This window comes from Pseudomonas granadensis (assembly GCF_900105485.1).
GTDB classification, from domain to species: domain Bacteria; phylum Pseudomonadota; class Gammaproteobacteria; order Pseudomonadales; family Pseudomonadaceae; genus Aquipseudomonas; species Aquipseudomonas granadensis.
This window is the reverse complement of record NZ_LT629778.1, coordinates 4,565,545-4,585,778: the sequence shown is the minus strand read 5'-3', so window position 1 is coordinate 4,585,778 and position 20,234 is coordinate 4,565,545. Positions and strand designations below refer to the sequence as shown.

Annotated in this window: 17 protein-coding genes, 2 tRNA genes and 2 pseudogenes; 8 read left to right on the top strand and 13 right to left on the bottom strand. The window is 59.0% G+C overall.

The genetic code is table 11. The annotated features are described in order from the left end of the window. Nucleotides 1–82 precede the first annotated feature (82 nt). From BLU52_RS20290 to BLU52_RS20275, 5 genes and pseudogenes are all read left to right on the top strand, one after another. Entirely contained in the window at nucleotides 83–1,396 is a 1,314-nt protein-coding gene (locus BLU52_RS20290) for an MFS transporter (RefSeq protein WP_090286274.1), read from the top strand. A 115-nt stretch (nucleotides 1,397–1,511) separates the two neighbouring features. Beyond that, nucleotides 1,512–2,240, top strand: a pseudogene (locus BLU52_RS27370) (PAS domain-containing protein); the annotation flags it as partial. Beyond that, nucleotides 2,220–2,828 (top strand): methyl-accepting chemotaxis protein, encoded by a 609-nt coding sequence (locus BLU52_RS27365; protein WP_408003570.1) that lies wholly within the window; start codon nucleotides 2,220–2,222, stop codon nucleotides 2,826–2,828. The pseudogene BLU52_RS27370 and the gene BLU52_RS27365, both read left to right, overlap by 21 nt. 196 nt (nucleotides 2,829–3,024) lie before the next feature. Beyond that, a complete protein-coding gene (locus BLU52_RS20280; protein WP_090286269.1) occupies nucleotides 3,025–3,624 on the top strand; it encodes a flavin reductase family protein in 600 nt (199 codons plus the stop codon). Nucleotides 3,625–3,695: 71 nt separating this feature from the next. Beyond that, nucleotides 3,696–4,328 (top strand): LysE family translocator, encoded by a 633-nt coding sequence (locus BLU52_RS20275; RefSeq protein ID WP_090286267.1) that lies wholly within the window; start codon nucleotides 3,696–3,698, stop codon nucleotides 4,326–4,328. Nucleotides 4,329–4,333: 5 nt separating this feature from the next. Here the strand turns inward: BLU52_RS20275 and BLU52_RS27050 are convergent. Together BLU52_RS27050 and ggt are read right to left on the bottom strand one after the other, a co-directional pair. Further along, nucleotides 4,334–4,483 (bottom strand): annotated as a pseudogene (locus BLU52_RS27050) (transcriptional regulator); the annotation flags it as partial. A 159-nt stretch (nucleotides 4,484–4,642) separates the two neighbouring features. Beyond that, entirely contained in the window at nucleotides 4,643–6,475 is a 1,833-nt protein-coding gene (ggt, locus tag BLU52_RS20265; RefSeq protein ID WP_090286264.1) for a gamma-glutamyltransferase, read from the bottom strand. Nucleotides 6,476–6,798: 323 nt separating this feature from the next. Between ggt and BLU52_RS20260 the strand changes: the two genes are divergently transcribed. Together BLU52_RS20260 and BLU52_RS27360 are read left to right on the top strand one after the other, a co-directional pair. Then, the gene (locus BLU52_RS20260) at nucleotides 6,799–7,194 is read left to right on the top strand and encodes a helix-turn-helix domain-containing protein (RefSeq protein WP_090286263.1); all 396 of its coding nucleotides are present in this window, start codon (nucleotides 6,799–6,801) and stop codon (nucleotides 7,192–7,194) included. 193 nt (nucleotides 7,195–7,387) lie between these two features. Continuing rightward, nucleotides 7,388–7,498 carry a SymE family type I addiction module toxin gene (locus tag BLU52_RS27360; protein ID WP_157720713.1) on the top strand — a complete coding sequence of 37 codons (111 nt, stop codon included), beginning with the start codon at nucleotides 7,388–7,390 and terminating at the stop codon, nucleotides 7,496–7,498. Nucleotides 7,499–7,670: 172 nt separating this feature from the next. Here the strand turns inward: BLU52_RS27360 and BLU52_RS20250 are convergent, their stop codons facing one another. The 3 genes from BLU52_RS20250 to BLU52_RS20240 all read right to left on the bottom strand — a co-directional run bounded on the left by BLU52_RS20250 (nucleotide 7,671) and on the right by BLU52_RS20240 (nucleotide 11,410). Continuing rightward, entirely contained in the window at nucleotides 7,671–8,825 is a 1,155-nt protein-coding gene (locus BLU52_RS20250) for a Fic family protein (RefSeq protein WP_090286259.1), read from the bottom strand. Between the two features lie 335 nt (nucleotides 8,826–9,160). Next, nucleotides 9,161–9,237 (bottom strand) — tRNA-Met (locus tag BLU52_RS20245). Nucleotides 9,238–9,352: 115 nt separating this feature from the next. Then, nucleotides 9,353–11,410: a methyl-accepting chemotaxis protein gene (locus BLU52_RS20240; protein ID WP_090286257.1), complete on the bottom strand. Its 2,058-nt coding sequence runs from the start codon at nucleotides 11,408–11,410 to the stop codon at nucleotides 9,353–9,355. Nucleotides 11,411–11,743: 333 nt separating this feature from the next. Here BLU52_RS20240 and BLU52_RS20235 point away from each other — a divergent pair, with 333 nt between their 5' ends. Beyond that, complete coding sequence (locus tag BLU52_RS20235) at nucleotides 11,744–12,961, top strand: MFS transporter (protein ID WP_090286255.1); 1,218 nt, start codon at nucleotides 11,744–11,746, stop codon at nucleotides 12,959–12,961. A gap of 184 nt (nucleotides 12,962–13,145) precedes the next feature. Here BLU52_RS20235 and ychF read toward each other — a convergent pair whose 3' ends face one another. The 8 genes from ychF to BLU52_RS20195 form a co-directional block, all read right to left on the bottom strand. Then, nucleotides 13,146–14,246, bottom strand: a complete 1,101-nt coding sequence (gene ychF, locus BLU52_RS20230) for a redox-regulated ATPase YchF (protein WP_090286253.1) — start codon at nucleotides 14,244–14,246, stop codon at nucleotides 13,146–13,148. Nucleotides 14,247–14,268: 22 nt separating this feature from the next. Further along, on the bottom strand, nucleotides 14,269–14,853 hold the full coding sequence (pth, locus tag BLU52_RS20225) for an aminoacyl-tRNA hydrolase (RefSeq protein ID WP_008079560.1): 585 nt from the start codon (nucleotides 14,851–14,853) through the stop codon (nucleotides 14,269–14,271). A 171-nt stretch (nucleotides 14,854–15,024) separates the two neighbouring features. Beyond that, a complete protein-coding gene (locus BLU52_RS20220; RefSeq protein WP_090286251.1) occupies nucleotides 15,025–15,627 on the bottom strand; it encodes a 50S ribosomal protein L25/general stress protein Ctc in 603 nt (200 codons plus the stop codon). Nucleotides 15,628–15,768: 141 nt separating this feature from the next. Further along, nucleotides 15,769–16,710: a ribose-phosphate pyrophosphokinase gene (locus BLU52_RS20215; RefSeq protein ID WP_090286249.1), complete on the bottom strand. Its 942-nt coding sequence runs from the start codon at nucleotides 16,708–16,710 to the stop codon at nucleotides 15,769–15,771. Between the two features lie 45 nt (nucleotides 16,711–16,755). Then, nucleotides 16,756–16,830: transfer RNA gene (locus BLU52_RS20210), tRNA-Gln, on the bottom strand. A 36-nt stretch (nucleotides 16,831–16,866) separates the two neighbouring features. Continuing rightward, nucleotides 16,867–17,718 (bottom strand): 4-(cytidine 5'-diphospho)-2-C-methyl-D-erythritol kinase, encoded by an 852-nt coding sequence (gene ispE, locus BLU52_RS20205; protein WP_090286247.1) that lies wholly within the window; start codon nucleotides 17,716–17,718, stop codon nucleotides 16,867–16,869. A gap of 3 nt (nucleotides 17,719–17,721) precedes the next feature. Beyond that, nucleotides 17,722–18,339 (bottom strand): lipoprotein insertase outer membrane protein LolB, encoded by a 618-nt coding sequence (lolB, locus tag BLU52_RS20200; RefSeq protein WP_090286245.1) that lies wholly within the window; start codon nucleotides 18,337–18,339, stop codon nucleotides 17,722–17,724. A gap of 3 nt (nucleotides 18,340–18,342) precedes the next feature. After that, nucleotides 18,343–20,067, bottom strand: coding sequence for a tetratricopeptide repeat protein (locus BLU52_RS20195; protein WP_090286243.1), 1,725 nt, complete (start codon nucleotides 20,065–20,067; stop codon nucleotides 18,343–18,345). Between the last annotated feature and the right edge of the window lie 167 nt (nucleotides 20,068–20,234).

The window sequence follows — 20,234 nt, the reverse complement described above, 5'->3', positions numbered from 1 at the left end:
TATGGTCTAACGGGTTGTCCCCCCGTCCATTTGCGTAGACCATGGGCGCCTTGGTTTTTTGCCTGATCCAGAGTTCTTTGCGATGACTGCCCAAATCCCGGCCAGACCTGCGCCGTTCAGCCGCTCCGACTACAAGACCCTTGGCCTTGCGGCCCTCGGCGGGGCGCTGGAAATCTACGATTTCATCATTTTCGTATTTTTTGCCCTGACCCTCAGTCAGCTGTTCTTCCCGCCGGAAATGCCCGAGTGGCTGCGCCTGCTGCAGAGCTTCGGCATCTTCGTCACCGGCTATCTCGCACGGCCGCTGGGCGGCATCCTGATGGCGCATTTCGCCGACCGTTTGGGCCGCAAAAAGGTCTTCAGCCTGAGCATCCTGATGATGGCGCTGCCGTGCCTGCTGATCGGGATCATGCCGACTTATGCACAGATCGGTTATTTCGCACCGCTGCTGTTGCTGGCGCTGCGCATCCTTCAGGGCGCAGCCGTGGGGGGCGAAGTGCCGAGTGCCTGGGTATTCGTCGCCGAACACGCACCGTCCGGTCACCGCGGTTACGCCCTTGGCTTTTTGCAGGCCGGGCTGACCTTCGGCTATCTGATCGGTGCACTGACCGCGACATTCCTCGCCCAGGTCTTCACTCCAGCGGAAATTCTCGATTACGCCTGGCGTTATCCCTTCCTGCTCGGCGGAGTGTTTGGGGTGGTTGGCGTTTATCTGCGCCGCTGGCTGAGCGAAACACCGGTTTTCATCGCGATGGAGGCGCAGCGCGAGGCGCGGGTCGAACTGCCGCTGCGCACCGTGTTGCGCGAGCATCGACTGGCGATGTTGCCGGCGATGCTGCTGACCTGCGTGCTGACCTCGGCGGTGGTGGTGTTTGTGGTCATCACGCCGACGATGATGCAAAAGACGTTTGGCATGACCGCCAGCCACACCTTCGGCCTCAGTGCGCTGGGTATCGTTTTCCTCAACATCGGTTGCGTGCTCGCCGGTCTGCTGGTCGATCGCATCGGCGCGTGGCGCACGGTCATGCTCTACAGCCTGCTGCTGCCACTGGGCATCGGCGTGCTGTATGCCTGCCTGATCGCAGGCGGGCAGTGGGTCGGCCTGGCTTATGCCGTGGCCGGGCTCGGTTGCGGAGTCGTCGGCGCGGTGCCTTCGGTGATGGTCGGGCTGTTTCCAGCGCGTATTCGCGTGTCGGGCATTTCCTTTACCTACAACATTGCCTACGCCGCGTGGGCGAGCGTTACGCCGCTGTTGCTGATCGGATTGATGCCGTGGAGCCCGTGGATCTGCGTAATGTTCTGCGCAGTGATGGGCATGGTGGGCATGCTGACGGCCGCTTATTTCGGTGCTCGCATGCCTCGCACAGGGCCCTGTCAGGCCGCGGGCGCTGCCTGAGCAGAAACCGCCGAACTATTTTCGACTGACGGGTCTCGCGGCCGCTTCAGAAAAGCTCTGCAAGGCCGATGGCTAGGTTGTACGCCGCGTTCAACCCTGCCATTGGTGCTTTCCCATGTTCAATAAACGCTTGAAGCAAGAGCTGGCCGCTCTCCGTGAAGAACTCTCCAGCCTTGTGCAAGTGAAGGAAAGCCTGGAAAGCGAGATGCTGGCGCTGACGCTTGAGGCCGACGGGCGGATTCGTTCGGTCAACCAGAACTTCCTTGGCGAGATGTTTTACAAAAGCCAGGACCTGATCGGCCGGGCGCTTGAAGACATCGTCCCGGCCCACGTCAAAACCAACGAATTCCATCTGCGCTTCAAGAACGCAATGACCCGTGGCGAGCATTTTGCCGGTGCCGTGCGCCTGGTGCGTGGCAATGGCGAAGAGGCGTGGCTACGCTCGATCGTCCAGCCCGTGCGTGCTTCCGATGGCCGGATCAGACATATTTCGTTCTACGCCAGCGACCTGACCCGCACCATCGAAGCCTCCCGCGAGCATGAAAACCTGATCGGCGCGCTGGTGCGCTCTACCGCTGTGATCGAATTCGATCTCAATGGCAACGTACTCACCGCCAATGATCGTTTCCTCAATGGCATGGGTTACAGCCTGGCGCAGATCAAGGGCAAACATCACCGCACGTTCTGCGCGCCGGAGGAATACAACAGCGGCGAGTATCAGAATTTCTGGCGCCGCTTGAACAATGGCGAGTTCGTCGCGGGTCGTTTCAAGCGTATCGACAGCCATGGCCGCGATGTCTGGCTGGAAGCGTCCTACAACCCGGTGGTCGATGCCAACGACAAACTGTACAAAGTGGTGAAGTTCGCCACGGTCATCACCGATCAGGTCAACCGCGAACAAGCTGTTGCCGACGCGGCCAGCATCGCCTACAGCACCTCGCAACAAACCGACAGCACCGCGCAACGTGGCACGACGGTGGTCACCGAAGCGGTCAACGTGATGCGTGATTTGTCGCGGCACATGCAAGCCGCCGGGGAGGGCATCGAGGCGCTCAACGAGCAGTCACTGGTGATCGGCACCATCGTCAAAACCATCAGCGGCATTGCCGAACAGACCAACCTGCTGGCGCTCAACGCCGCGATCGAAGCCGCCCGTGCCGGCGAGCAGGGTCGCGGCTTTGCTGTAGTCGCCGATGAAGTGCGACAGCTGGCTTCGCGCACCAGCCAGGCCACCGACGAGATCGTCACCGTGGTCCGGCAGAACCAGGAAATGGCCCGCAATGCGGTGGCGCTGATGACCGACGGCAAGCTGCAGGCCGAGCAAGGCCTGGCGCTGGCGGCAGAGGCGGGGACGGTGATTGTCGAAATCCAGGACGGAGCACAGAAAGTGGTAGACGCGGTGGGTCAGTTCGCCAATCAACTGTCTCACTGACACCCTGCTGAGCGTTCCCACGCTCTGCGTGGGAACGTCTCTCGGGACGCTCCGCGTTCCCTTGCCGGCGTGACGCAGAGCGTCACAGGATGCATTCCCACGCAGAGCGTGGGAACGATCACCGAGGTGTCACAGGTTCTGTGATTCTCCAGTAGCAGCGCTACAATCGGCTCCTTTACCCGCGGAGCAGACCCCCATGAGCGATTCCCACCGCCGCCCGGTACCCTTGAACAAAGCCTACCGCTTGCTCAATCACGGCCCGACCGTGCTGGTCAGCGCGGCCCACGATGGGCAGCGCAACATCATGGCCGCCGCCTGGGCCATGCCCCTGGATTTCGAACCGCCGAAGGTCGCCGTGGTGCTCGATAAGTCCACCTGGACCCGACAGCTGCTCGAAGCCTCGGGCACCTTCGTACTCAACGTTCCTTGCGCCGATCAAGCCGACATCGTGCAAACCGTCGGCAACACCTCGGGGCTGGAAATTACCCAGAACCAGGGACGGGACAAATTTCAGGCCTATGGTCTGCAGACCTTCATTGGCGAGCAGGTTGCAGCGCCGCTGCTCGACGGCTGCGTCGCCTGGCTCGAGTGCCGCCTGCTGCCGGAACCGCGCAACCACCAGCAATACGACCTGTTCCTCGCCGAAGTCATCGCCGCCCATGCCGATGAACGCGTGTTCAGCGACGGGCGCTGGCATTTCGACGGGCACGACGGTTTGCGCACGCTGCACCATGTTGCCGGGGGGCATTTTTTGAAGATTGGTGATGCGGTGGATGGCAAGACGCTAGAGGTTTAAGCAGCGTTGATGGATAACCGTCAGCGGATGTAGCAAGGTATAAGCCTCACTTTATTTCAGGCGCCTGAATCATGGACCTTTCCGCTGCCGGTTATCTCGGCCCGCTGTTGTCGCTGGCGCTGTTGTGGACGGTTGCCGTGGTCACGCCCGGCCCGAATTTTTTCAACATCGCTCAGTTGGCGGCGAGTCAGTCGCGTCGGCATGGTGTGGTGGCGGCGCTGGGCGTGGCGACCGGCACGGTGCTCTGGGGGCTCGCGGGTGGCTTGGGAATCAAGACACTGTTCAGCGTTGCGCCGGCGCTTTATCTCGGCTTCAAGATCGCCGGCGGTTGCTACCTGATTTATCTGGGATTAAAGCAATTCAAGCGCAAGGCAGCGATTGCTCCCGGTGAGCCCGCGGCAACCCACCAGACCTATCTCAGCGTTTACGCTCGCGGTTTGCTCGGCAATATGACCAACCCGAAATCGGCACTGTTCGTCACCACCATCTTCGCCACCGCCATGCCGGCTCACGTATCGCCGCTCTTGCTGGCGCTGGCCGTGCTGACCATGGCCACATTGTCCTTCAGTTGGTATTGCAGCGTTGCATTGTTCTTCGCCAGCCGCCGGGTTGCCGGTGTTTACGAGCGGTCACGCCAGTGGCTGGATCGGTTGGCGGGTGGGTGCTATTTGTTTTTTGGGGCGCATTTAGTGGCGAATCGTTGATGGAGCTTGGCTTCATAGGCTTCGATGAGGGTAATCAATTCGTCGAAATAATCTCCCTCAGGGGTGCCCGGTTCTGGCTCATTGTTGAATAGAGCAGAGACCTTTTTCAGTGCCACTCTGTAATCTTCATCGGTTTGGATCGGGCTTGGACTCAACGTTTTGCTCCATTTTTCGTGCGATCTTCGCGGAATTGAATCTAAGCTAGGCAGAGAATTTTCGGGGTAGGAAAAAGCGACGGGGCGCAGATGAACAGAACCTATCGGCAACAAAAAAAGCCTACCGCCCGGTAAGCCTTTTCTCTTTGCGTCCTAGCCTCAATCCCCCAGCGCTTCCCCCTCACGCCGTGGATCCGCGCCACCCTCCAACGACGCTTCTCCCCGCGCATCCTTGACCCGCACGATGGCTTGCGTGCCGCTGGTCATGTCGATTTCGCTCACCGTATGCCCTTTGTTTTTCAGCGCCTGTACCAGCGCCGGGCTGAACTGGCCCTGTTCCAGTTCGGTCGGGCCGTTGCGGCTGCCGAAGTTGGGCAGGCTGATCGCGCGTTGTGCGTCGAGGTCCCAGTCGAGCAGGCCGATGGTGGTTTTAGCGACGTATTCAATGATTTGCGAGCCGCCGGGCGAGCCGACCGTGGCGACGAATTCGCCGCTCTGGCGATCAAAGATCAGGGTCGGCGCCATCGACGAGCGCGGGCGTTTGCCGGGTTCGACGCGGTTGGCGACTTTCTGACCGTTCTCTTCGGGGATGAACGAGAAATCGGTCATCTGGTTATTGAGCAGAAAGCCCTGAACCATCAGGTGCGAGCCGAATGCGGCTTCGATAGTGGTGGTCATCGACACCGCGCCGCCGAGGTCATCCACCGCCACGACTTGTGAGGTGGAAATACGCAATGGCGAACGGTCCGGCGCGTAGGCAACCTGCACGCCTGGCGGTGTGCCCGGTTTGGCAGTGCCCATGCTGCGTTCGCCAATCAGGCTGGCGCGGCTGGCCAGATAACCCTGGTCGACCAGACCTTTGACCGGCACCGGCACGAAGTCGGTGTCCGCGACATATTGCGCACGGTCGGCGTAGGCGAGCCGTTCGGCTTCGGCGATCAGGTGCACGGCTTGCGGGTCCGGTTCAATGCCGGCCGGTTTGTCGGTCTTGACCGGTTTGAGCGGTGTCAGCGAAAGGCGCGGATCACGGGTTTCCAGGGCCTGCAACGTGCCGAGGATCTGCGCCACGGCGATCCCGCCCGACGACGGTGGCGGCATGCCGCACACCTGCCAGCGCTTGTAGTCCGTGCACACCGGCGCACGCTCCTTGGCCTGATAGCGTTGCAGGTCGGTCAGCGACAGGCTGCCGGGGTTGGCGTGACGCTGGACCTTGGCGACGATTTCCTCAGCGATCGGACCTTTGTAAAACGCGTCTGCACCTTCACTGGCGATGCGCTTGAGCACGGCGGCCAAGGCCGGATTCTGCAGGCGCGTGCCGACGGCTTTGACGCTGCCATCGCTGTTCAAAAAGTAGGCGGCCATGTCGGGCGACTGGCGCAGCGCCGAATCGGCGGCAAGCAACGAGTACAGGCGCGGGGAGATGGCGAAACCCTGTTCGGCCAGTTGGATCGCCGGCTCGAACAACCTGGCCCACGGCAGACGCCCGTGTTGTTTGTGCGCCAACTCCAGCGCACGCAACACCCCCGGTGTACCGACCGAACGGCCACCAATCTGCGCCTGCGGGAAAGCCATCGGTTTGCCGTCCGCTTGCAGAAACAGCTTCTCGGTAGCGCCTGCCGGCGCCGTCTCGCGCCCGTCATAGGTGCGCACCTGTTTGCCATCCCACAACACGATCATCGCCCCACCACCAATCCCGGACGACTGCGGCTCGACCAGCGTCAGCACCGCCTGCATCGCAATCGCCGCATCGATCGCCGAACCACCCTGACGCAACATCTCCCGACCCGCCTCGGCGGCCAGTGGATTGGCGGCAGCAGCCATGTGTTTGTTGGCGTGGCGGGTTTGCAGATCGGTGCGATAACCGGAAGCGGCTTCCGGTGCCAGCGGCAACGTCGAGGAGGGCGGAGCGTTGCACGCGGTGAGGGTCAGGGCGCTGACAAGCAGCGTCGAAACTGGCAGGCGAAAGCGGCTCAAGGGCTGGGTTGAAAACACGCGGGCTCTCCGTCCGTGGGATAGAAGTGTTGGGGGACTTTAGCGAGCGGGCGGTTGGGGTGCAAACCGGGTGAGGATTTGATCCTTGGTCAAAGTGTTTCGGAAGCACTCGGGCCTCTCGTAACGGGCTCAGTCAAATCAAAGGTTTTGTGTAGTACTCCTCTCTGGGTTGGTATTTACCCTTCATTTCTCCTACAGACTTTTCAGGTCGACAACCTACGCACCCTTGCCTGAGGATGTTTCTATTGAATTTCCCCAGGATGGATTTCAGGTAGAGGGACAAGTCCGTTGTTATTCAACTCCATTTCCAGTCGGCGATTGTCATGAGTGTTTCCAATGAGGAGGACCGCGCTTTTCTGGTGGCGATGGGCAGTCGCATCGCTCACTTACGCATGGTGCATGAGATCACACAGACTCGGTTGGCACGGGCTTTAGGTCTTTCTCGACAGACCTTTCAGGGTTACGAAGAGGGCACGCGCAGCATGCCGGTCACGACACTGGTGAAGATGGCATTTGCGCTTCGCATTCCTGTTGAAGAGCTGCTCGGGGTTCCCTCGTACACGGAAACGCCCAGACGCAGCTTGACCTCGACCTGGTATCGACGGCTGCAGTCCATCAATGAGCTGCCGAAAGTCCAGCAGAAGGTCGTAGCACAGATGCTCGATGCCCTGATCGCACAAGCAACGAGCAAGGCAAGCAACGAAGAAAGAGAATTTTGAAGTAACTCAAAGAACGCGGAACCAAGGTGCTACCAACACTTTGGCCCCGCTAACCACAAGCAGCTAAACAGGAGCTGAACCATGGCTAAGGCCGATCATACGTCATCAACCCCCCACTGAACGCCGGCTGAAAATCGCCGCTGATTTTTACCCGGTCTACATAAAGGATAAACCTCATAGCCCCGCCAAACCGGTGCCCTGGATCAGGCTACGCGGACTGTGGTTAAGACAGGCAGGATTCGAGGTGAACGAGAACGTGAAAGTCCGTGTGATGAAAGGTTGTCTGGTGATTACTGCGGAATAGCAAACAACCAAAGAATGCACCAACGCCGCTCGCATAAGAAAAGCGCCGCTACCTTTTATTGAATAGCGGCGCTTTGAGCAGCGGTTTTTCGTTTACTTCTGTATCGATGTGCGAACTGTCAGCCTAAAGCAGTTGGTCACCGATCCATCCTATGGACTGACGGCTCACAGGTTCAAGGCGTTTCCAAGGGGGCAGGTATGAAGCCTTGCTCCCTGAGTGATTTGATGACTCCCCGAATCAGGTAATTGTTGGAAAACCCGATCGTGTACTGGCGCGCTCCGGTGGTCAGAGGTAACAGCATTCCCTGATCCACCAATTTCTTGATCAGATAGGTTCTCTGATTACTCGAGTGTTTGGTTAGTACTGCTGCCACATCAGCCGATTTCACTACCTTGTGTTTAATGGCTGCGGAGAGCACTAACTCCTCTGTTTCAGTGATCCATTCTCGCTCCCGAGCGAAGGCAATGGCAGGGACGAGGATCGCTTTGGTGAGGTAGGCATAATTTGTAAGGCGGTCGACCTTTTCGAGTTCGTCACGAATCCCGACCAGTACGTAGGTACACCATTGCTCCAACCCTTCCTTTGTTCCTTTATCAGCTGCTGCAAGCATCGTGTAATAGCGTTCACGGTCATTGCAAAACACAGCGGTAGGATTCAGTACGCGACCACCTGCATTGACGTTAAAGCCGTACTTCATTAGCAAGGCGTAAGTGAGCAGCCTGACCACCCGGCCATTGCCGTTGCCGAACGGGTGTATCCAGCCAAACCTGTGATGTGCTAGCGCGACCTTCATGAGGTCATATTTGGGAGAATCCTTTCGATTTACGAATTCGACGAGTTCCTCCATATATGCCTGCACCTGGATGAAGTCGGGTGGCAGGTGATCGGATTGCGAAATACTGACGCCGCCACTGCGATACGCGCCTGGTGTTTTGTCCCCTTCGCGCTGGAGGTCGTCGACTGTCATCGCATGCAGCTCTCGAATCGTATGTTCGGTCAGCTCGGCGCCCGGCTCCATGACTTGCTCGATGTAATCCATCGCTTTCTCAATATTGGCGACCTCCCGCAACTGATCCGTGTCGCGGGCCTTACCCTCTACTTTGCTGTCGATGTAATCCGCGAGGGTGGTGTGGTTGCCCTCAATGCGCGCCGAGCCAAGGCTTTCCAAGGCGTGGAACAGCGATTTGAGCTGGTAGAACACCTGTGGCGGGGTATCCCCTTCGAGCCTTAAGCGACGCAAGTGCTCCAGCTCACTCAAGACATCAACCAAATCAGAGTCAAAGGATGGATTGAGCAGCGCCAGATCGTGATGGTTGAATTCGGCCATGATAATAACTATCTCAAAAAACGGCTTTGGTTATCTAAAATTATCCTGCGGAAAAGCCAGTATTTATTGGATTTAAACCGGTTGGTGAGATTAGCACTATCTTGAATTGGGGATTTGTCTATATGGGAAAGGGCGAAGTGAAAATTGGAAAACGATGTTTCACGACTATTGCGAGCCCTTTCGATTCGGGCAGATTGGCTGCTTTTTGCCAAGCGTCGATTGCTAGCCATTACTGAGCCACGATCGAAACCCATAACTCTGTGAGGACACAAGCTGGCTGGTTTATTTCAGCCATAAAAAAACGGCCTACCTTTCGGTAAGCCGTTTTTAGTACTTGGTGGCTACACAGGGACTTGAACCCCGGACCCCAGCATTATGAATGCTATGCTCTAACCAACTGAGCTATGTAGCCAAGTGGCGCGCATTATTCCCCTGAAATGGAAAAGCGTCAAGCGTAAATCCAAAATATTTCTTCTTATTTTCAACCGCTTATCCTCCGGCCCCGAAAATCGGGGCCGGGGAGGGTGTCAGCGCAGGCGGAATCTGGCGGTATTGGCGCTCAAGGCTTCGCTGCCCAGGCTCAAGGTGTCTGCCGCAATGTTCACCGCCCGCGCGCCTTCGAGCAAACGCACCGCCGCTTGATCGACCTGCTGGATGTTGCCGCTCACCTCATCGGCGGTGCTCGCCTGTTCCTCAACCGCCGTGGCGATCTGCGCCAGGGTGTCGGTGACGCTCTGAACGGCGCTGGCAATTTCGCCCAGGCGTTCACCGAGGCCGGTGACGGCGGCGGCGTCCGATTGCGCCTGGCCGCACGCGGCTTCCATCAGGCTGACTGCTTCATTGACGGTGGCGCGCAGGCTGTCGACGGTGCCGGCGATCTGCGCGGTGGACGACTGGGTGCGTTGCGACAGGCTGCGCACTTCGTCGGCTACTACGGCAAAGCCACGCCCCTGTTCACCGGCACGTGCGGCTTCGATGGCTGCGTTGAGTGCCAGCAGGTTGGTTTGCTCGGCGACGCCGCGAATGGTGTCGACGACCAGTTGAATCTGCTGGCCTTGTTCGCTGACCCGACCCAATGCCGCTGCTGTTTCGTTCAAGCGCTGATTGAGCTGCTGAATGCTCGCCGTGGTGCGCTGGCTGTCGCGGCTGCTCTCAGCGGCGATGCGCCGGGTGTGCTGGGCGCTGCTGGAGGCCTGTTCGCAGCTTTGCGCCACGCCTTGCGAGGTGGCGGCGAGTTGCGTGGCCGCTGCGGCGATCTGGCTGATCTGCAATTGCTGCGCCTCGACTTCGCTGAGCGCACCGCTGGAATGGTCGTTGAGGCTGCGCACCGCGTTGCTCAGTTGCGAGGTTTCGTGATCGACACCGAGCATGCTGCTGCGCAGTTGCACCACGGCCACGTTGAGCGCGGTGCTGATGGCCGCCAGCTCATCACGGCCGACTACCGGCACCTGCAGGCTCAGATTGCCGTCACGCAGGGCTTCGGCGAGCAGCGTGATGCCGCTGGCGCTGCGGCGGATCGAGGCTTGCAGGCAAATGAACAGGTATAACGCGGCCAGCAGCAGGCAACCGAAGATCGCCGCGACCAGGATGAACTGACGGATAGCCGAGCTGTGATAGGCGTCGAGCCGCTGATCCAGCGACAGCAGCGATTGCTGGCGCAGGGACGCGAGGTTGGTCAGCAGGGCGTCGAGGCTGCGCTCGAAGTCTTCCGGTTTCAGATTGATGCTGCCCCCGAACACGCCGTCGTCGAGCACTTTCAAGCCGCTGTCGAGGTGTTTGAGGCTGTCGTGGTATTGGCTGGCCCAGCTCTGCTGGTCTGTCGGCAGGCGGGCTTCGAGCAGCGTGGCAGTTTTGACCAGTTGCTCGCGGGCGTCGCCGATGCGGCTGCGCAGGTCACGCAATTGCAAACGGCTCTGCAGGGTAAATTGGCCGGAGACCACCGAGGCTTGGCCGACCGCGGCGAGGCGGCCGATTCGCTCGATCAGGTCCGGCGCGTGTTGCGTGGAGATCTGCGTCAGCAGATAGGTTTCCAGCCACGGCGCGAGCGTCAGGCGATTGTCCATGACGATCTGCTCACGCAACGCTTGCAACGCGCCCAAGGCGTTGGTAAAGCGGTCGTAGCCGTCCGGCCACCAGCCGACGCTGCTCAGGCTTTTCGAATCGAGGCTATTGAGCGCGGTTTGCAGCGCTTGATAGCGCGTCAGCGTTTCGCCTTCGGCTCCTTCGTTATTCAGTGCTGTGCCCAGGTCCGTAGTGGCTTGCAATACGGCAGGCTGCACCTTGTCGAACGCGGCCATGGCCGCCAGTGTGGCCGGCGTCGGTTGCCGGTTGGTTTCCGTAGCGCGCCAGCGGGCGGCGCGGTCGCGTTGCGCGGCGAGCAGGTTGTCCAGCGCATCCAGCGCCAGCAACTGGCGCACGCCGGCGCGCTCGCCGGAGATAAGACTGAGCTTTTCGCGATAGTCCTGACCGATCATCAACAGGCTACCGGCCAATGGCAGAATAAACAGCAGAAACAACAACTGGAATTTACGTGCGAAGCCAAATCGCCCCAGCAATTTGATCCCCGGCGAAAGAAAAGCCTGCATGCCCCATGACTCCCCCGGACACCACGCACCATTGGCGTGCATCGCAGTCGCTCGACCTTGATGTTGTGCCCTGCTAAAAGGCCTCGAAAGTTCACTCTTGCCCGCTCTGTAGGCCGGCTCTGTAGCGAAACTTCCCATTGTCGGTCGCCTTTGTAAGGCGGCCGCGTTCAAGCAGAGAAGCAAGGCAAGATTCAGACCATGGCGTTGCGCTATCACCTGGCAATCGACGACCCGTCAGTTAGTTAGCTGGCTAAGGGGATAGCGCAGGCGCACCGAAAAATGGCACATTGACGCACCTGCCTGCGGGCACCCCTCTGCTGTCCGGAAAATTCCATGGCTATCAGCAATGTTCAGACCGCCGCTGCCTCGGCGACCGCTGCTCCGCAAAGCAGCCCTTTGGTGATGCGCATCATCGGCGCGGTAGCGCTGGCGCATTTGATCAACGACCTGATCCAGTCGGTGCTGCCGTCGATCTATCCGATGCTCAAGGCCAATTACGGCCTGACGTTCACCCAGGTCGGCCTGATCACTTTGACTTTCCAATTGACGGCGTCGCTGTTGCAGCCGTGGGTGGGTTATCACACTGATCGACATCCGAAGCCGTGGCTGCTGCCGGCCGGTTCGATTTGCACCCTGATCGGCATTGTGATGATGTCGATGGTTGGCAGCTTCCCCTTGATTCTGCTGGCGGCGGCGCTGATCGGCATTGGCTCCTCGACATTTCACCCCGAAGCCTCGCGGATTGCGCGACTGGCCTCGGGTGGGCGTTACGGTCTGGCGCAATCGACCTTTCAGGTCGGTGGTAACGCGGGTTCGGCATTCGGCCCGCTGCTGGCGGCGGCGATCATCATTCCGTTTGGTCAGGGCAACGTCGCGTGGTTCGGCCTGTTTGCGGTGTTTGCGCTGTTCGTGCTGTACCGCATCAGCCGCTGGTACGCCCATCACTTGAATCTGTTCAAGCTCAAGGCCGGCCAGGCTGCGGCTCACGGCTTGTCGAAGGGCAGGGTGATCAGCGCGCTGGTGGTGCTGGGGCTGTTGGTGTTCTCCAAGTATTTCTACATGGCCAGCCTCACCAGCTATTTCACCTTTTACCTGATCGAGAAATTCGACCTGTCGGTGGCCAGCTCGCAGTTGCACCTGTTCCTATTTCTCGGCGCGGTAGCGGCGGGGACATTCTTCGGCGGGCCGATCGGCGACAGGATCGGCCGTAAGGCGGTGATCTGGTTCTCGATCCTCGGCGTGGCGCCGTTCACCTTGCTGATGCCTCACGTCGATCTGTTCTGGACCAGTGTGCTCAGCGTGGTGATCGGCTTTATTCTGGCCTCGGCGTTTTCGGCGATCGTGGTGTACGCGCAGGAGCTGGTGCCGGGCAATGTCGGAATGATCGCCGGGGTGTTCTTCGGTTTGATGTTTGGTTTTGGCGGGATTGGCGCGGCGTTGCTCGGGCATCTGGCGGATATACACGGGATCGAGTACGTGTATTTCCTGTGTTCGTTTTTGCCGTTGTTCGGGGTGTTGGCAATTTTCTTGCCGCGTACCAAAAAGGCGTGACCCCCAACAGATCCAATTGTAGGAGTGAGCCTGCTCGCGATAGCGTTCTCTCAGCTACAGATGTACTGACTGACATACCGCTATCGCGAGCAGGCTCACTCCTACAGGGAAATGTGTTGGGCTATAAATTTCAGGCACAAAAAAGCCGCGTATCAAACGCGGCTTTTTCTTGCGCGGGTGTTGCTTAGACGTTGAAGCGGAAGTGCATCACGTCGCCATCCTTGACGATGTATTCCTTGCCTTCCAGACGCCATTTGCCAGCTTCCTTGGCACCGGGTTCGCCCTTGTACTGGATGAAGTCGTTGTAGGCGATGACTTCGGCGCGGATGAAGCCTTTTTCGAAATCGGTGTGGATCACGCCAGCGGCTTGCGGGGCGGTGGCACCGACCTTGACGGTCCAGGCGCGGACTTCTTCGACACCGGCGGTGAAGTAGGTCTGCAGGTGCAGCATTTCGTAGCCGGCGCGGATCACGCGGTTCAGGCCCGGCTCTTCCAGGCCCAGGGCCTCGAGGAACATGTCCTTTTCTTCGCCGTCGTCGAGCTCGGCGATTTCCGCTTCGATCTTGTTGCACACCGGCACGACCATGGCGCCTTCTTCTTCGGCGATGGCGCGAACCACGTCCAGGTGCGGGTTGTTGTCAAAACCGTCTTCAGCGACGTTGGCGATGTACATGACCGGTTTGGTGGTCAGCAGGTGGAAGCCCTTGATCACTGCCTTTTCGTCAGTGCTCATGTTCTTCATCAGGCTGCGCGCCGGTTTGGCTTCGGTGAAGTGCGCGATCAGTTGCTCCAGCAGCGCCTTCTGCACGACCGCGTCCTTGTCACCGCCCTTGGCGTTGCGCGCGACTTTCTGCAGTTGCTTCTCGCAGCTGTCGAGGTCGGCAAAGATCAGTTCCAGGTCGATGATTTCAATGTCGCGCTTGGGGTCGACGCTGTTGGAAACGTGGATCACGTTTTCGTCTTCGAAGCAGCGCACGACGTGAGCGATGGCATCGGTTTCGCGGATGTTGGCGAGGAACTTGTTGCCCAGACCTTCACCTTTCGAGGCGCCGGCCACCAGGCCTGCGATGTCGACGAATTCCATGGTGGTCGGCAGGATGCGCTTGGGATTGACGATTTCCGCCAGTGCTTGCAGGCGCGGATCCGGCATCGCCACGATGCCGCTGTTCGGCTCGATGGTGCAGAAGGGGAAGTTTTCGGCCGCGATACCGGACTTGGTCAGGGCGTTGAACAGGGTGGACTTGCCGACGTTAGGCAGGCCGACGATGCCGCAATTGAATCCCATGGTGTTTCCCCTCGGGTAAAAGTCAGGCCTTCTGGCTGTGCAGGTTTTTCATCGCGCGGTTCCATTCCCCGGCGAGGATATCCGGCAGCACGCCGAGGGCAAAGTCGATGCTGGCATCGAGTTTTTCCTGTTCGGCGCGTGGCGCACGACCCAGGACGAAATTTGAAACCATACTGGCAACGCCCGGGTGGCCAATGCCAAGCCGCAGGCGGTAGAACGTATTCTGATTACCCAGTTGCGCAATGATGTCGCGCAACCCGTTGTGACCGCCATGGCCGCCGCCCTGCTTGAGCTTGGCAACGCCCGGAGGCAAGTCGAGTTCGTCGTGCGCCACGAGGATTTCTTCAGGCTTGATGCGGAAGAAACCGGCGAGTGCCGCCACGGCCTGGCCGCTGCGGTTCATGTAGGTCGTGGGAATCAGCAGACGAACATCCTGACCCTGATGCGAATAGCGCCCGGTCAGGCCGAAATATTTGCGATCGGCCACCAGATTCACGTTCTGGGCGTGGGCGATGCGCTCAACAAAAAGGGCCCCTGCGTTATGCCGGGTCTGGTCGTATTCAGCGCCTGGATTTCCCAGGCCAACGATCAGTTTGATGGCAGTCACGATAGGGGCCCTTCCTTTGAGTGGTGAATAACATCGCCGCAATCTGTGACAGCGGCGAAAGTGGACGAAAAATGCTCATTTACCATGAATGTAAACTCCGCGTTCTCGCCCGCTTTCTCGCTACGTTCCAGTCCGCGATGTTACTTGCTCACTCAGGCTAGACAGAGTGAATTACTCTGCTGCGCCTTCTTCGGTAGCTTCTGGAGCAACACGTGGAGCGTGGACGTTGGCAACAGCCTTGTCATCGCCGTGTGCCAGAGCAACGAACTCAACACCTTTAGGAGCTTTGAGGTCCGACAGGTGAATGATGGTGCCGATTTCTGCTTTCGACAGGTCGACTTCGATGAACTCAGGCAGGTCTTTCGGCAGGCAGGTCACTTCGATTTCAGCAACAACGTGCGAAACTTCGCCGCCTTTCTTCACTGGCGCTTCTTCGCCAACAAAGTGTACTGGCACGATGGCGGTCAGTTTCTGGCCGGCAACAACGCGTACGAAGTCAGCGTGCATCACGTGGCCTTTGGCCGGGTGACGCTGCAGAGCCTTGATGATGACGTTTTGCTTGGTGCCACCAACGTTCAGCTCGATGATGTGGCTGTAAGCCGCTTCGTTTTCGAGCAGTTTGGCAACTTCTTTGGCCAGCATGCTGATGGATTCAGGGGCTTTGTCGCCACCGTAAACTACAGCTGGAACCAGGCTTGCGAGACGACGCAGGCGGCGGCTCGCACCTTTCCCCAGGTCGGAACGCACTTCAGCATTCAGAGTAAAATCGTTCATTTTGTATCTCCAAAATAGCCATGACCGCGTGGCGTTTGCGACCAGCGCCGAGCACGGTATGGGCAAAAAAGCCCCGCCCCGGCAGAAATGCCGGGGCGGGGCGCTTTTCGTCAACGAGACATTTCGCGAAGGGCAGGGCCCTTAACGGAACATCGCGCTGATCGATTCTTCATTGCTGATGCGGCGAACCGCTTCGGCAACAACCGGTGCGATATCCAGTTGACGGATACGTGCACAGGCTTGTGCTGCAGCGGACAGCGGGATGGTGTTAGTGACCACCAGCTCGTCCAGCACGGAATTTTCGATATTCTCGATGGCCCGACCCGACAGCACAGGGTGTGTGCAATAGGCGAAGACCTTGGCTGCGCCATGCTCTTTCAGGGCCTTGGCCGCGTGGCACAGGGTGCCGGCGGTATCGACCATGTCATCGACCAGAATACAGGTACGCCCCTGGACATCACCGATGATATGCATCACTTCAGAGTGATTGGCTTTCTCACGGCGTTTGTCGATGATCCCGAGATCGACACCCAGCGACTTGGCAACCGCCCGTGCACGCACGACGCCACCAATGTCCGGGGACACGATCATCAGGTTTTCGAAGCGCTGATCTTCAATGTCATCCACCAGAACCGGGGAGCCGTAGATGTTATCTACCGGAATATCGAAGAAGCCCTGAATCTGGTCAGCATGCAGATCAACCGTGAGAACACGGTCGATGCCGACTACGGTAAGCATGTCAGCGACGACTTTCGCGCTGATGGCCACACGTGCGGAACGCGGACGGCGATCCTGACGGGCATAACCAAAATAAGGAATAACAGCAGTGATACGAGTAGCCGAGGAGCGGCGGAAGGCATCAGCCATCACTACCAGTTCCATCAGGTTATCGTTGGTCGGAGCGCAAGTCGGCTGAATAATGAAGACGTCTTTACCGCGAACGTTTTCATTGATCTCGGCTGTGATTTCGCCGTCGGAAAACTTGCCGACAGAGATGTCACCGAGAGGGATATGCAGCTGACGTACGACACGCCGAGCCAGATCGGGGTTAGCGTTCCCCGTAAAGACCATCATCTTGGACACGCGCAGTACCTAGAGGCTGAGGGTAACCTGGATGAGTAGAGAAAATGGCAGGGGCGGCTGGATTCGAACCAACGCATGGCAGGATCAAAACCTGCTGCCTTACCGCTTGGCGACGCCCCTGTATCTGTTGCATCAAGTGCCGAGCACCTGGTTCCTTTAGAGCAGACTTTGCAGTTTGCGGTGCAACATCGAAATGTTGCTGCCTTTGGCTACAAACCCTGTAAGGGTCTCTGTCAGAAGGGCCGAGACTTTATCAGCTTCAGCTTTGCTTGGGAAGCCCCCAAACACACAACTTCCAGTTCCGGTGAGTTTTGCTTCGGTAAATTTACCTAACAAATTCAATGCGTTACGTACTTCTGGATAACGCCTTGCAACCACCGGCAAGCAGTCATTTCGACTGTTTCCCTCGGGAACGGGGCGCACTTTAATGGGCGGTGTGTTACGTGTCAACAAAGGATCGGAAAAAATTTCTGCCGTACTAACAGAGACTTGCGGCACGAGTACCAGATACCACGGTTCTTCGGGGTCGACCGGGGTGAGTTTCTCGCCCACGCCCTCGGCGAACGCCGCGTGGCCGCGCACAAAAACCGGCACGTCAGCGCCGAGTGTCAGACCCAGCGCGGCCAGGCGATCTTCATTCCAGCCCAGCTGCCACAGGTGATTGAGGCCGAGCAATGTCGTTGCCGCATTCGAACTGCCGCCACCGATGCCGCCGCCCATGGGCAGCACCTTGTCGATCCAGATGTCGATACCGAGTGTGCAGCCGGATTGTTGCTGAAGCATTTTCGCTGCGCGCACGATCAGGTTGCTGTCGTGGGGCACGCCGGTGAACTCGGTGTGCAGTCGAATCACGCCGTCATCGCGCACGGCGTAAGTGATTTCATCGCCGTAATCGACAAACTGAAACAGCGTCTGCAATTCGTGATAACCGTCGGCGCGGCGACCGAGAATGTGCAGCATCAGGTTGAGTTTGGCCGGCGAGGGCAGGGTCAGGCGTACAGCGGTCATCGATTACTGCCCCAGCTTGCGAGGTTGCCAGGTCTTGATCACCAGCGTCACGTCAAGATCGGTGCCGTGCAGCTTGATGCGCTCGGGCAACCAATAACCATTCTGTTCGGTGTAGGCGAGATATTCGACGTTCCAGCCATCCTGCTCAAGGCTGGCCAGCCGGCTGTCGGCGTCCAGATTCAGGCGGCTTTTGCTTTCAGGAGCCGGCAAGCCACGCACCCACCACGCCAGGTTCGACACCGGCAACTTCCACCCAAGCTGTTCTTCGAGCAGCGCTTCCGGCGATTGCGCTTCGTAGCGGCCCTGATTGGCGACTTCCAGCGAGACTTTGCCCGGACGCCCGGTCAGGCGTGCCGCGCCGCGACCCAGCGGGCCGGACAGGCGAATGTCGTAATAGTCCTGACGCTGCAGCCAGAACAACGTGCCGCTGCCGGAATCCTTCGGGGCGCGGATGCCGATCTTGCCGTCGATCTGCCAGCCATCGAGGGCGGTCAGTTGCTGTTTGTTGGCGGCCCATTGAGCCGGGCTGCCGTGGCCCTCGACCGATTCGCGAGTACCAAAGCCCGAGCAACCGGCGAGCAGGGCGATGAAGCTGAAAACAATGACGTGGCGCAAAAACATGGGTTAGAGAGTCTCGGATCCGGTCAGGCGCTTGATGGTGCTGCGCAGAATGGTGCTGTCGGGCTGGTCCTTGAGGAACTTGCCCCACACTTGTTTGGCTTCGCGTTGATTGCCCTTGGCCCACAACACTTCGCCCAGGTGCGCGGCGACTTCGTGATCGGGAAAGCGCTCCAGGGCCTGACGCAGGTATTTCTCCGCGTCGTCCAGATTGCCCAGGCGGTAATTCACCCAGCCGAGGCTGTCGAGGACCGCCGGGTCTTCCGGATTGATCTGGTGCGCCTGCTCGATCAGGGTTTTCGCTTCCGCGTAGCGGGTGGTGCGGTCGGACAAGGTGTAGCCCAGCGCATTGAGCGCCATGGCGTTGTCCGGGTCACGCTTGATGATCAGGCGCAGGTCTTTTTCCATTTGCGCCAGATCATTGCGTTTTTCCGCGAGCATCGCTCGGGTGTAGAGCAGATTAAGGTCGTCCGGGTATTGCACCAGCGCTTGCTGCAGAACCGTCCAGGCCTTGTCGTCCTGTTTATTGGCCGACAGGGTTTCCGATTCGATCAGAAACAGCTGGATCGCGTAATCCGGTTGTTCGTCACGCTCTGCGCCGAGTTTTCTCTGTGCTTCAGCGGTCTTGCCGTTGCTCATCAGAATGTCGGCCTGACGCAATTGCGCCGGCAGATAGTCGTTGCCCGGTCCGACCTGGGCGTACTCGATGAGCGCCCCTTGCGGATCGTTGCGTTCCTCGGCAATACGACCGAGGTTCAAGTGCGCTGAATCGACATGGCTTTCACGGGCAATCAGGTCTTCCAGATAACCCTTGGCCTCGTCCCAGGCCTTGGCTTCCAGGCACACCAGCGCCAGCGAATAACGCAGTTCGTCGTCTTCCGGATACTGCTGAACGAGGCTGGAGAACTCGGCCTTGGCGTCGTCCATGCGGTCCTGTTCAACCAGCATGCGCGCGTAAGTCAGGCGCAGGCGTTTGTCGTCCGGGTATTTCTTGATGCTTTTTTGCAACAGCGGCAGCGCTTCGTCGCCACGGTTGAGGATTTGCAGCAAGCGTGCACGCAGCAGAATCGGCGCGATCTCGCCGTCTTCCGGGGGATTGTCTTCGAGCAGGGCCAGCGCACCTTTGTTGTCGCCGTCCTGTTGCAGCAGCAAGGCCTTGCCGAAAATCAGCTGGCTGTTGTTCGGATGGCGCTGCAGCAAACGGTCGAAACTTTTCATCAGGCCGTTGCGGGTTTCCTGATCGGTGTCAGCGGCGGACAGCGCGAGGAAATCGAAATGGGTATCGCCCTTGCCCTGCAAGACTTTCTCCATGTACACCATGGAGTCGTCATAACGTCCGGCGCGTGCCAGTTGCACGGCGGCGGCGCGTTGCGCTTCGAGATCGTCCGGAGCGTTTCGCGCCCAGATCAGCGCGGTATCGAGGGCCGGTTGATCGGCGCCCAGGTACTCGGCGATGCGGAAGGCGCGCTCGGAAATGCCCGGATCCTGCGTGTTGATGGCCTGGGTCACGTAGTTGTCCAGGGCAATGTCGAAGCGATTGCGCTGGCCGGCGAGCTCGGCGCTCAACAGGCTGAAAACGGTTTCCTCGCTGAACGAGCCGTAGACCTTGGGCTTTTCAGGTGCGGGCGTGGTGTCTTCGACCGACGGCGTGCCGCTCGGCGAAACGGGAGCCATGGCCTGGCAGCCGCTGAGGAAGACAAAAGCGAGGAGCAACGCGGAAGATCTATTCATATAGGAAGAGGACGGCTAAACCTGCGGTCGGATCATCATGACACAAGCCTTCGGCCAAACATAACCGAGTCTCGATTGTGGCCATTATAGGGGCCGACAATTGGGACAATAGTCAGCGGTAGTTGTTCTGAATCTTTCGAAGTAGGACAATTGCCGGCTTCACGTCA